Annotated in this window: 12 protein-coding genes; 8 read left to right on the forward strand and 4 right to left on the reverse strand. The window is 70.7% G+C overall.

What is annotated here, in order from left to right; translation table 11 throughout:
- The first annotated feature begins 48 nt into the window (after positions 1–48).
- Genes fabG through QRN26_RS03630 form a run of 4 tightly spaced genes read left to right on the forward strand, consistent with a single transcriptional unit; the run spans position 49 to position 5,205 of the window.
- Positions 49–813 carry a 3-oxoacyl-ACP reductase FabG gene (gene fabG / locus QRN26_RS03615; RefSeq protein ID WP_056010087.1) on the forward strand — a complete coding sequence of 255 codons (765 nt, stop codon included), beginning with the start codon at positions 49–51 and terminating at the stop codon, positions 811–813.
- On the forward strand, positions 810–2,624 hold the full coding sequence (locus QRN26_RS03620) for a heparinase II/III domain-containing protein (protein ID WP_285035292.1): 1,815 nt from the start codon (positions 810–812) through the stop codon (positions 2,622–2,624). Before fabG ends, QRN26_RS03620 begins: the two co-directional genes overlap by 4 nt.
- Positions 2,621–4,588: a DUF4962 domain-containing protein gene (locus QRN26_RS03625; protein WP_285035293.1), complete on the forward strand. Its 1,968-nt coding sequence runs from the start codon at positions 2,621–2,623 to the stop codon at positions 4,586–4,588. The genes QRN26_RS03620 and QRN26_RS03625 overlap by 4 nt, the downstream gene beginning before the upstream one ends.
- A gap of 5 nt (positions 4,589–4,593) precedes the next feature.
- Positions 4,594–5,205 (forward strand): DUF624 domain-containing protein, encoded by a 612-nt coding sequence (locus tag QRN26_RS03630; protein ID WP_285035294.1) that lies wholly within the window; start codon positions 4,594–4,596, stop codon positions 5,203–5,205.
- Positions 5,206–5,388: 183 nt separating this feature from the next.
- Here QRN26_RS03630 and QRN26_RS03635 read toward each other — a convergent pair whose 3' ends face one another.
- Positions 5,389–5,820: an Lrp/AsnC family transcriptional regulator gene (locus tag QRN26_RS03635; RefSeq protein WP_056010076.1), complete on the reverse strand. Its 432-nt coding sequence runs from the start codon at positions 5,818–5,820 to the stop codon at positions 5,389–5,391.
- A 162-nt stretch (positions 5,821–5,982) separates the two neighbouring features.
- On the opposite strand from QRN26_RS03635, the gene ocd reads away from it, so the two are divergent.
- Complete coding sequence (gene ocd, locus QRN26_RS03640; protein WP_285035295.1) at positions 5,983–7,011, forward strand: ornithine cyclodeaminase; 1,029 nt, start codon at positions 5,983–5,985, stop codon at positions 7,009–7,011.
- 7 nt (positions 7,012–7,018) lie between these two features.
- Complete coding sequence (ctlX, locus tag QRN26_RS03645) at positions 7,019–7,996, forward strand: citrulline utilization hydrolase CtlX (protein ID WP_285035296.1); 978 nt, start codon at positions 7,019–7,021, stop codon at positions 7,994–7,996.
- Positions 7,997–8,006: 10 nt separating this feature from the next.
- On the opposite strand, the gene QRN26_RS03650 is transcribed toward ctlX, so the two are convergent.
- Positions 8,007–8,789 (reverse strand): glucose 1-dehydrogenase, encoded by a 783-nt coding sequence (locus QRN26_RS03650; RefSeq protein WP_285035297.1) that lies wholly within the window; start codon positions 8,787–8,789, stop codon positions 8,007–8,009.
- A 128-nt stretch (positions 8,790–8,917) separates the two neighbouring features.
- Complete coding sequence (locus QRN26_RS03655; RefSeq protein ID WP_285035298.1) at positions 8,918–9,571, reverse strand: GNAT family N-acetyltransferase; 654 nt, start codon at positions 9,569–9,571, stop codon at positions 8,918–8,920.
- A gap of 145 nt (positions 9,572–9,716) precedes the next feature.
- Here QRN26_RS03655 and QRN26_RS03660 point away from each other — a divergent pair, with 145 nt between their 5' ends.
- Complete coding sequence (locus tag QRN26_RS03660; protein ID WP_285035299.1) at positions 9,717–10,706, forward strand: aldo/keto reductase; 990 nt, start codon at positions 9,717–9,719, stop codon at positions 10,704–10,706.
- Here the strand turns inward: QRN26_RS03660 and QRN26_RS03665 are convergent.
- Entirely contained in the window at positions 10,694–11,401 is a 708-nt protein-coding gene (locus QRN26_RS03665) for an NAD(P)H-binding protein (RefSeq protein WP_285035300.1), read from the reverse strand. The genes QRN26_RS03660 and QRN26_RS03665 overlap by 13 nt on opposite strands.
- A gap of 66 nt (positions 11,402–11,467) precedes the next feature.
- Between QRN26_RS03665 and QRN26_RS03670 the strand changes: the two genes are divergently transcribed.
- Complete coding sequence (locus QRN26_RS03670; RefSeq protein ID WP_285035301.1) at positions 11,468–12,100, forward strand: TetR/AcrR family transcriptional regulator; 633 nt, start codon at positions 11,468–11,470, stop codon at positions 12,098–12,100.
- Positions 12,101–12,116 lie beyond the last annotated feature (16 nt).

A 12,116-nucleotide genomic window follows, 5' to 3' on the forward strand; every position in this document is an offset into this window, starting at 1 on the left:
CGCCCACCGCTCACCCCGAGCGGACCGAACACCAGCAAAGGAATCACCATGCAGATCGACCTCACCGGCCGCCGCGCCCTCGTCACCGGCGGAGGCGCCGGCATCGGAGCCGCGATCGCCCGGGCCCTCGGAGCCAGCGGAGCGGACGTCGCCGTGCACTACGCGTCGAGCGCCGACGGTGCCGCCGCGATCGTGGACGAGCTCACCGCCGCCGGTCGGACGGCCGTCGCGATCCAGGGCGACCTGACCGACTCGGCCCAGGCGGACGCGGTGGTGCGGCAGGCGACCGAGGCGCTCGGCGGCCTCGACATCCTCGTCAACAACGCCGGTCACCTCGTCGGGCGGTCCACGATCGCCGAGATGACCGACGAGCACTGGCACCAGGTGCTCGATGTGAACCTCACCAGCAGCTTCGCCGTCACCCGCGCCGCACTCCCCGCGCTCACCGCCTCCGGTGCCGGCCGCGTGATCCTCATGTCGTCCCTCGCCAGCGAGAACGGCGGCGGAGCGGGCTCGGTGCCGTACGCGGCGGCGAAGGCCGGCGTCATCGGGTTCACCCGGGCGCTCGCCAAGGAGATCGCACCCGCCGGCGTGACGGTGAACGCGGTCGCCCCCGGGTTCATCGGCGACACGGCGTTCCACAACACCTTCACCCCCACCAAGGCGCAGGAGGGGATCGTCGCCGGCATCCCGCTCGGACGCGCCGGTACCGTCGACGACGTCGCCGGGGTCGCCCTGTTCCTCGCCTCCGAGCTGTCGTCCTTCGTGACCGGTCAGGTCGTCGACATCAACGGAGGGGCCAACTTCCGATGACCACCGTCACCCGGGCGCGAGGCGGGTGGTGGCACGACTTCGTCTGCCCCACCCACGGCACCGAGCTGCTCGAAGCGCGCGGCGACGCCTTCGTCTGCACCTACGGCTGCGAACTGCGCGGCGAGCCGTACGCCTCGGCCTGGTTGGTGCTCGAACATCAGGCGGCGGCTCGACTCGCGCGCACGGCGGCGCGCCGCTTCCGACGACACGGCGACCCCGCCGACCAGGCACAGGCGCTCGCCGTCGTGCGCGAGTTCGCCGACTACTGCGCCGAGATCACGGCCGAGTGGAACCGCGACAGTGAGAGCTGGATGCTCCAGGGCAAGCTCTTCAAGCAGGCGCTGACGGAGGCGATCTGGGCGACGCAGATCGCCGACGCGGTCGTCGTGCTCGCCGACGAGCCGGCGGCCAGGGAGACGATGGGTGCCCCCGTCGCGACGATGCTCGGCGCGCTCCTCGACACCATCGTCGAGTCCCGCCGGGTGCTCGTCGACGACCGCGACGACCTCACGAGCAATTACGTCGCCTGGCTCGACGCCGCCGGTGCCCTGATCACCCGCGCGCTCGCCGCCCTGGCCGCGCCCACCCCGCACGGCGATCAGGAGCGATGGATCGCGCAGGCCGTCGAACACTCGGCCGTCGCCCTCGGCCAGGACGGCTGGGAGTGGGAGGGGTCCACCTACTACCACCTGTTCGTGCTCCGCGCCTATCTCCTCACCTTCGCTGGAGCGGACCAGGCGGCGCTCGACCCCGCCCTTGTCCGGCGGCTGCGCCGGATGGTCGATGTGCTCGTCGGCTTCGCCGGACCGGACGGTCGGCTGCCGATGCTGCACGACGGCCCCTACGACCGACTCGGCGTCCACCTCGAGGTGCTGGAGATCTGCGTCCTCGCCGGGCAGCTCTGGGACCGGACCGGTCTCGACACCGTCGAGGCCTGGGCCCGGCGGCGGATCGGCGAGCGCCACGACGGGCTCGAGGACCTCCTCGACGGGTGGTTCTCCGGAACACCGCTCCCTGCCCCGAGCGACGCCCTCGACCGTGGCTCGGTGCTCTTCGCCGACGTCGGGTACGCGGTCGTGCGCTCCGAGGCGAGCTCCCTGCAGGCGGTGCTCGACGCCGGACCGCACGGCGGCTCGCACGGGCACCTCGACACGCTCGCCCTGTACCTCTACGGCGACGGCGTCGCGTGGCAGCCCGCTCCCGGCGTCCCGCCCTACGGCAGTGCGCTGCGGCGCGGCCACTACGCGAGGACGTCCGCGCACCCCACCGTCCGCGCGGACGACGCGGACCAGCTCGAGAGCTCCGCCCGCGTGGAGCGCTGGGAGGTCGACCCCGCCACCGACACGACGCTCGTCCAGGCGTCCTCCGACACGGCGATCGACGGCGTCCTCCTCGAACGGCGGGTCGAGTCCATCGGGGGGATCCTCGTGGACGTCGTCCGCGCGACGACCGAGGACGGCTCCGCCCGCAGCTTCACCGCCGCCTTCCGGCCAGCCGTGCCGTTCGAGGTCGTCCAGGACGGCGACGGTTGGCGCACCGGCTGGTCCGGCCCGTCAGGGCGCCGACTGCACGGGCACCATGTCGCGGACGTCGCCTCCGTGCTCGTCGACGCCCCTGGCAGAGGGCCGTCGGACGACCCGACCGTGCCCCTCGCCGTCGGTGACTGGACGGCGACGGCCCCGCGCGTCACCTTCGTGTCGGTCTTCGCCGAGGGCGAGGTCTCGCCGATCGCGTCCGTCGGGCTCGATGCCGGGCGTCTGGTCATCGCCCTTTCCGACGGGCGGACGCTCGAGCGGGAGCTGCTGCCGTGATCCCGGCACTGCTCCTCGATGGCCGGGAGGACCGCCTCCGCGCCGAGCTGACGGGCGTGCGGCGTCGCGAGTTCCGTCGCCTGCTCGACGAGTGCGAACGGCTGCGTGGGATCGAGCTCCCCTCGGAGCACCCGCTGGCCTCGATCACCTTCTTCGGTCCGGCCGCCGCGAACCTCGCGCTCGCCCACCGGCTGACCGGGCAGCCGCAGTACCTCGAGGAGCTGCGGCGCTGGCTCGCGCCGCCACTGGCCTTCGCGCACTGGGGTCGCGCCCACCTGCCGGACCACGACCTCGATGCCGGCTGGCTGCTCCACGGCCTGTCGCTGGCCCTCGCCTGGGCGGGCGATGCGCTCGACGAGGGGGAGCGGACCCGACTCCGGGACCGTCTGATCCTGCAGGGGACCCGCCTGTTCGACTTCGCTGTGGAGACCGAGGGCGACTGGTGGTCGTCCTCGTACTGGCAGAACCACAATTGGATCTGCTTCACCGGGCTCGCCACCGCCGGGTATGTCCTGGCTGACGAGCATCCCGGCGCGTTGGCGTGGACCGAGCGCGCGAAGGCGAACTTCGACGAGGTCCTCGACCTCCTGCCGACCGACGGCTCGAACCACGAGGGCGTCGTGTACTGGCGCTACGGCGAGCCGTGGCTGGCGAGCTATCTCGACGTGCTGCGCGCCGCCGAGGGGATCGACTGGTTCCCGCGCAGCGAGCACCTCCGGGAGACCTTCTGGTTCCGCCTCCACCAGGCCGCTCCGGACCTCGAACGCATCGTCGACCACGGCGACTGCCACGACCACCGCAGTGGACACTCGGTCGCGCTGTATCGGAAGCTGGCCGCCGAGTATCGGATCCCGCAGGCCCAGTGGTTGGCCGATCGTGTGTCGACCGACCTCCTCTGGCGCGAGGCGTCGCAGAGCGGTGTGCGTCCGGGCGTGCTGCCTGAGGCCTATCAGGAGCTGCTCTGGTTCGACCCCACGGTCGAGTCGGTCGGCCTGGAGGAGCTGCCCACGTCGAGGTACTTCCCCGATCTCGGCCTCGTGGCCGGCCGGACGTCGTGGGAGGCGGACGCGACGCTCGTCTCGGTCAAGGCGTCGCCCGGCGGTGGCTGGCGGGCGTGGCGGGAGTCGCATCGACTGCGGCGCGAACGGGGCTGGACGACGCTGAACACCGGTCATCACCACCCCGACGCTGGCGCGTTCGTCCTCCTCGGTGGCGGCGAATACCTCGCGATCGACGAGGGGTACTCCTCCCGGAAGCGGACCGAGCACCACAACGGCGTGCTCGTCGACGGGGCCGGGTACGGCCGGGAAGGGCACTACGACGTCCACGCCGGCCTCGCGGAGGACCGCGTCGGCGAGATGCTCGAGGTCACGCTCGCCGGAGGCTGGGTGCACACGGTCAGCGAGATCGGCGCCCTGTACGCGCCGGAACTCGGGGTCCGCAGGCTCCGGCGTCACCTCGTCCGGACACCGAACGGTGCGCTCGTCCTCATCGACGACCTGGAGGCGGACACCGAGCGGACGTGGACCTGGTTGCTGCAGACGACGCACCCGGCGGCGCTGCTCGACGACGGCCGACGGCTCGCACCCGCCGGCGGCGCTGGGCTCCTCGTGACGGTGCTCGACGACGTCGATTCGGTTGATGTCGTGCATCCGACGGCGGTCCAGGCGAACCCGACCTCGTCGACACCGGGGCTCGAGATCGAGCGGGTGCAGCACACCCTGCGCCGGACCTCGTCCCCCTCGAGCTCCTTGCGGTTCGTCTCCGTCCTGCAACCCGTCCCCTTCGGCGCGCCGGTGCCGCGCGCCGCGACGACGGCCGAGGACGACGGGGCGCTCGTGGTGACGGTGCCTGGACTCGTGGACGTGGAACAGGTGGTCGTGCGACTCGACGGCTCGCGACCACGGCTTCCCCGGATGGACGCGGTCGGCAACGGCTTCGCGGGACGGAGGCTGGAAGGATGAGCGGCATGGCAGTGAAGCGCAGCGGCTGGGAAGGTCGGCTGCTGGGCGCGCTCGTCCACCCGATGAACCTCGCCGCCGCGGGTCTGGCCGCAGCCGTCCTGTCGCTCGGCGTCGTGACCGCCGTGCCCGCCGTCATCGCCGCCGGTCGTTCGATGCGACGGTGGCTCGCGGGGGAGGACCAGGCGGTCTTCACCGGCGTCTTCCGGGAGTTCGCGGCGAGCTGGCGGCGGTCGCTCCCACTCGGTGTCGGGGCCGTCGCCGTGGTGGCGATGCTCGTCGTCGACGTCGCCTTCCTGACCGCCCAGCTCGACGAGGGCTCGGCGCTCGCGATCGCCCTGCTCGCCGCCACCGTACCCGTGGCGCTCGCCCTCGGGCTGCTGCTGCTCGCGCTCCCCGCGTCGGCGGCCCTGCAACCCGACGCCTCGGCCCGGGCGTGGCTCGTCGGGGCCGGCGCCCTCGTTGCGCGTCGGCCGTTCACGGCCCTGCTGCTCCTCCTCGGCGTGGCGACGTTCGCCCTGCTCTGCTACCTGTTCCCGACGCTCCTGCCGTTCTTCGGTCTCTCCCTCCCGGCGTACCTTGCCCTCCTCGTCTGGGGGCGGTCCGGTCTGCCCCGCTGACCCTGGCCGGTGCGGCAGAGGCGCTCACGACTGGCACCTCTTGTTCGCCAACCGTCAATCGGTCCCTCTCTGACCACGACCGGGCCCCTGAGCAACCCCGATCGGTCCCTGAGCTTGTCGAAGGGCGTGGTCCGTGCACCCTTCGACAACCTCAGGGACCGGGGGTGCGCCCCGCCTCTAGGGTCAGCGCAGGACGGAACTCAGCAGGAGGCTCGTCTCGCTGTTGACGACGCCCTCGATGCGGCGGATCCCGCCGAGCACGCGGTCGAAGTCGGTCAGCGTCTCGGTGCGGAGTTCCGCGACGAGGTCCCAGCCGCCGTTGGTCGTGTGGAGCGCGCTGATCTCGGGGAAGCCGCGCAACTGCCGGATGACGTGATCGGTGGTGCGGCCCTCCACCTCGATGAACGCGATCGCGCGGATGGTGCCCGGGTCGAGTTCGTCGCGCACCCGGACGGAGAACCCGACGACGGTGCCCGAGGAGACGAGTCGCTCCAGGCGGCTGTTCACGGTCGCCCTGGCGACGTCGAGCGATCTGGCCAGACTCGCGACCGATGCGCGGCCGTCGGCTCGGAGCGCGGCCAACAGCCGTCGGTCCAGATCGTCGAGTGCCGCCATGCACACAATGTACAACGACGTTACTCACATTGTGCATAACCTGTGCACAAATCGCGCAGAGGTGGCGTAGAGAGTGCAGATCGACGAAACCTAGGCTCGAAGCAGTCGGGAGCACTCCGCTCCGGCCGGCTCCGAGTCCGACTCCGTCTGGAAGGGAACGTCATGACGCGTTTCGTCGATGTCCGCAACATGGTCCGCTGGACCGCCGACCGAGGCCCCGAGCGCATCATCGCCGGCATGATCGGCTACCTCGAGGCCGACTTCCGTCGCTGGCCCTCGTTCGACAAGAGCCCTCGCGTCGCGAGCCACACGCCGTTCGGCGTCATCGAGCTCATGCCGACGAGCGACCACGAGACCTACGCGTTCAAGTACGTGAACGGCCACCCCTCGAACCCGGCGCGTGGCTACCAGACAGTGACCGCGTTCGGCGTCCTCGCGGACGTGCACAACGGCTACCCCACCTTCCTCGCTGAGATGACGCTCCTCACGGCCCTCCGCACCGCCGCGACGTCCGGCATGGTCGCGAAGCACCTCGCCCGGCCGGACTCCACCGTCCACGCGCTCATCGGCGCCGGCAGCCAGGCCGAGTTCCAGGCCCTCGGCATGCGGGCCGCGCTGGGCATCAGCACCGTGCGCATCTGGGACGTCGACCCGCTCGCGATGGACAAGTTCGCGCGCAACCTGGAGCCGCTCGGCTTCGAGGTCGTCATCGGGACGAGCGCCGCCGACGCCGTGGCCGGGGCGGACATCATCACGACCTGCACGGCCGACAAGGCCCTCGCGACGGTGCTCACGGACGACCTCGTCGAGCCCGGCGTGCACCTCAACGCCATCGGCGGAGACTGCCCCGGCAAGACGGAGCTCGAGGCGTCGATTCTCGACCGCGCTGACGTGTTCGTCGAGTTCCCGCCGCAGACCCGCATCGAGGGCGAGATCCAGCAGATGGCGCCCGACTTCCCGGTGATCGAGTTCTGGCAGGTGCTCACGGGCGCCGTCCCCGGCCGCACTTCGCGGGAGCAGATCACCCTGTTCGACTCCGTCGGCTTCGCGATCGAGGACTTCACGGCGCTGCGGTTCCTGAACGACGCCGTCGACGGCAGCGAGTACTTCGAGGAGATCGACCTCGTCGCAGCCCCCGACGACCCGAAGGACCTGTTCGGCCTCGTCGGCGCGCTCTCACCGGTCGGCTGAGTCCGACATGTCCGTGCAGGCGCCGTCGGCGGTCGTCCTCATCAGGCCGCATCGCTTCACGCCGAACCCGCTGACCGCGGCCGACAACGTGTTCCAGGTCGCGGAGGGCGTCCCCTCGGCTGCGGCCGTCGGGGTGGCGCACGCCGCGTTCGACGAGGTCACCCGGGTCGCGCATGCGCTCGACGCCGCGGGTGTGCGGGTGCACCTCTTCGACGACGACGACCCCGACCGACCCGACAGCGTGTTCCCCAACAACTGGCTGTCGACGCACGCCGGCGGGCACCTCGCCGTCTACCCGATGTACGCGGTCAATCGTCGTCGTGAGCGTCGCTGGGACATCGTCGAGATGTTGAAGCGCGAGTACCGGGTGCAGGACGTCATCGACTACTCGGGCCTCGAACTCGACGAGGTGTTCCTGGAGGGCACCGGTGCGATGGTGCTCGACCACGCTGCGCGGGTGGCGTTCGTCGCCCGCTCGCACCGGGCCGATCCGATCGCGCTCGAGCGCTTCTGCACCAACTTCGGCTACGAACCGCTCGTCTTCGACGCCGTCGACCCGCACGGGGTCCCGATCTACCACACCAACGTCATGATGGGCGTGGCGACCGAGTTCGCGCTCGTGGGACTCGACCTGATCGCCTCACCGGCGCGGCGCGATCAGGTCGTCGAACGCTTGACCGCCCACGGGCGCACGATCGTCGACCTCGACTACGGGCAGGTCTGCGATTTCGCGGGTAATGCGATCGAGTTGCGGTCGGCGTCGGGGGAGCGGCTCCTGGCGATCTCGAGCCGGGCCGTCCAGAGCCTCCGCGCGGACCAGCTGGCGGTCATCGAGCGCAGCTGCCGGATCCTCCCGCTGGACGTCCCGACGATCGAACTCGCAGGCGGTTCCGTCCGCTGCATGATCGCCGGGGTCCATCTGGACCGGCGACCAGCAGCGACGGTGTCCGAACCGGCGTCGGGCTCGCAGCTCGCCCGATCGTGACCGCTGCCGGTCAGTACTTGTAGGACTGACCGCCGTCGATAGGGACCACCGTGGCGTTGACGTAGCTCGCGTCGTCGCTCAGCAGGAAGGCCACGACCGAGGCGATCTCGGGGGCTTCGCCGTACCGCTTGGTGGGGTTCGTCTGGATGAACTCCTCGGCAGCGCCGCGCGGGTCGTCGGCGTTGAGCTGCTTCATCGAGTTCTCGACCATCGGCGTCCAGATCGCGCCGGGGGCGATGGCGTTGATGCGGATGCCGTACTGGCCGTACTCGATCGCGGAGTTGCGCGTGAGACCGACGACGCCGTGCTTCGCAGCCGCATAGCCGGACTGGTTGCCGATGCCGCGGATGCCGCCGACGCTCGCCGTGTTGACGACCATGCCGGAACCCTGCTCGCGCATGACCTTCAACACTTTCTCGAGTCCGAGGAAGACGCCGCGCAGGTTGATGGACACGACCTTGTCGAACTCGGCAGCGGTGAAGTCCTCGGTGAGGTTCTGCTTGCCCTCGATGCCGGCGTTGTTGAAGAAGCCGTCGATGCGGCCGAAGCGCGACGTCGTCTCGGTGACGTAGCGGTCGACGTCCTCCTCCTTCGAGACGTCGGCGATCGTCGTGATGACCTCGGCGTCGGGGGTCGCCTGGGTGACGGCCTCGACGGTCGCGGCGAGGCCGGCCTCGGAGATGTCAACGAGGGAGAGCTTGGCGCCTTCTGCTGCGAGTCGGACGGCTGCTGCACGTCCGAGGCCGGAGCCACCGCCGGTGATGAGGACGACGCGGTCGGAGAAGCGATTCATGGTGTGACCTTTCCAGGAGCCTGTCGCTCCGGCGGACACCGTGCCCGTCGCATCAGCGACAGTCCTTCAAACGTACATCTGTTGGATAGATGCACCCGCCGCAGGGCCCCGACGTTCGCGGAGGGCGATCAGTCCTCGCCGAGGAGCATCGGCCGTGCCGCCTCCAGACCGGTGACCGTCGCGGTCCAATCGGGGCGCACGAACTCCTCGCGGGTCACCCGGAGGCCCTGCGACTCGACGAGCTCGCCCGGACGCCCGACGAAGCGGAGCACACCGTTGTCGCGGTAGCCGAGTCGACGCGAGACGCCGAGCGAGGCACCGTTCCAGACGGCCGCGTCGGACACTGCGACGTGCGCGTCGAGGTGGTCGAACGCGAACTGGAGCATGCCCGCCCGCATCTCGACGCCGAGTCCCTTGCCCTGTTGCGACTGCGTGAGCCAGGAACCACTGCCGACTGAGCGGGTGACGGCGAAGTCGCGGGCACCGACGTCCTGCAGGCCGATCGGCACGCCGTCGAGGAGGATCGCGAGGTTGAGCGTCCAGGACGCCGGGGTCACGCCGGCCCGCTGCGTCCAGAGGTGCTTGGCGGTCTCACGCATGAGCTGCTCGCGCGGCTGGTCGGTCCAGGGCGTGGAGAACGGCATGACGTCCGGGTCGTGGATGCCGTCTAGGGCGGCGTCCACGAGGCCGGGGAGGTCCTCGTCGCGGACCTGGCGCAGCACGAGGCGGGGCGTGCGGATCTCGAGGCCGAACAGCGGCCAGACGTCGGTGAGGCTGAGCATCCGCCCACGCTACCCGTCGGATGCCGGATAGCGCTGTAGCCGGTCCGGGTCGGGCTGTCGAGCCGGTGTACGGCGGCCGGCGTCGGTGCGACACTCGTCGCGGCGCCGGTCAGCGGCCCCGTTCGACGATGAGAAGGGCTCACCCATGAAGTACACGCACCTCGGACGCACGGGGACGTCGGTCTCCCGGATCGTGCTCGGCACCATGAACTTCGGTGACCGCACGAGCGAGGAGGACTCGTTCGCGATCATGGACCGGGCGCTCGAGCTCGGCGTCAACTTCTTCGACACCGCCAACGCCTACGGCGGCAGCGCGGGCCGTGGGGCGACGGAGGAGATCATCGGCCGATGGTTCGCGGCCCGGCCGGGCGTGCGCGACGACATCGTCCTCGCCACGAAGGTCCACTCGCCGATGGTCGCCCCGAACGACGACGGCTCGGACGTCGTGAACGCCCGCGGTGCGTCGGCGTGGCAGGTGCGCCGGGAGGCCATCGGTTCCCTCGAGCGCCTGCAGACCGACCGGATCGACCTCTACCAGTTCCACCACATCGACCGGCACATCTCGTGGCAGGAGCTGTGGCAGGCGATGGAGGTGCTCGTCGCGCGCGGCGAGGTCGTCTACACGGGCAGCTCGAACTTCGCCGCGTGGAACATCGCGCAGGCGAACGAGGTCGCGCAGCAGCGGCACTTCCTCGGTCTCGTCAGCGAGCAGTCGCTCTACAACCTCGCGCAGCGCTCCATTGAACTCGAGGTCATCCCCGCGGCGCAGCACTACGGCCTCGGCATCCTGCCCTGGTCGCCGCTGTCCGGTGGTCTGCTGAGCGGTGGCTCGTCCGACAAGGGTGCACGATCCGGCGAGGCCCGCATCACGGAGGCTCGCGCCAAGCAGCAGGACCAGCTCGAACAGTACGACCGGTTCGCCGCCGAGCGTGGGTGGTCCTCGGCGTCGCTCGGGCTCGCGTGGCTCCTGCACCAGCCCGGGGTGACCGGCCCGATCATCGGACCGCGCACGGTCGAGCAGCTGGAGTCCGCGGTCGCCGCGGTCGACATCGAGCTCAGCGCGGACGACCTCACCGCCCTCGACGAGCTGTTCCCCGGCCCGGGCGGCCAGGCGCCGGAGGCCTACGCCTGGTAGGAGCGTGCGATGCGGCCGACCGCCTCGGTGACGGCGGTCGGCCCTTCGTTCAGTTCGAGGATCCGTCGGCTGATGGTCGGCTCGAGGACGAGCGCTTCGAGGACGGCCGCCACGTCGTCGCGGGTGATCTCGTCGTGGAGTTCGGCCGGCCCCAGGGCGACCGTCCCTCGACCCGGGTCGTCGGTCAGCAGGGATGGTCGCAGGATGATCCAGTCGATCGGTTCGCGGGTGAGCGCCACCTCGGCGCGCTTCTTGACCGCGAAATAGTGCTCCTCCTCGTCGCTCAGTGATCGCTCGCGCCACGCTTCGGGCAGGACGGAGAGCAGGATCAGGCGCGTCTGCGTGCCGCTGAGCGCCTCCGACACGCGGGCGAGGGCGGCGTCGTCGATGTCGTCTGTCACGTCCGGGTGCCCGGCGTTCGAGCCGGCGGCGAAGACGACGACGTCGAAGCCCGAGACCATCGCCGCGATCTCCTCCGTGCCGACGTGAGCGAGTTCGCCCGAGACCGTCGTCACGCCGTCGGCATGGAGGGCTTCGGCCTGCTGCGTCGACCTCGTGAGGCCCGAGACAGTCATCCCTCGCGTGCGGAGGCGGCTCGCGAGGAGCCGACCGACCCGGCCCGAGATCCCGAAGATGAAGACCCGCGGCAGCGGTTCTTCGCTCGCGGCGGTGGCTGGGGTGGTCGGTGACGTCATGGGTGGTCCTTCCGTTGTCGATCAACCTACCACTAGTAAGTTACCGTAGGTAGGTAGTATCGAGGGATGGAATCCACCTCGAACGATGGCGCGTCGACCACGAGGCGTCGTCTCTCCTGGGACGACCGTCATGCCCAGTTGCTCGACGCCTTCCGCGATCTCGTCCGCACGCATGACATGGACGACGTCACACTGGCGCGGGTGGCCGCGCGTGCGGGGGTGACGAAGCCGGTGGCCTACGACCACTTCGGCGACCGCTCGGGTCTGCTGTCGGAGGCCTACCGTTCGTTCGAGGCCCACCAGCGGGACGCCCTGCTGGAGGCGCTCGCCCAGGCGCCGCGCGATCTCGCCGCGGTGTCGGCCCTGGTCGCAGAGGCCTACATCGGCTGCTGCATCGCCGAGGGGATCGAGCTCGCGGCCGTGGTGTCGGCACTCAGCGGCTCGGCGACGTTGAATGCGCTCCGGTCGGAGGCGGAGCTGGCATACCTCGAGATCTGTCGTGAGGCGCTGGAGCCCTTCACCGGCCCGCTCGACCCGGCGCCGTTGAGCGCCATCGTCGGCGCGGGCGATGCCCTCGCCCGGAACGCCATGTCCGGATCGATGACGACGGCTCGTGCCTGCGAGACCCTCGCCGTGGTGATCCGAGCCATCGCCCTGGCCTCGGCCGTTCCGGGCGCTCGGCCGGGCCGCGCGACCTGAGCGACCGCTCCGACCA

It is taken from the genome of Plantibacter sp. ME-Dv--P-095 (assembly GCF_030209365.1).
In the GTDB taxonomy this organism is placed as follows: domain Bacteria; phylum Actinomycetota; class Actinomycetes; order Actinomycetales; family Microbacteriaceae; genus Plantibacter.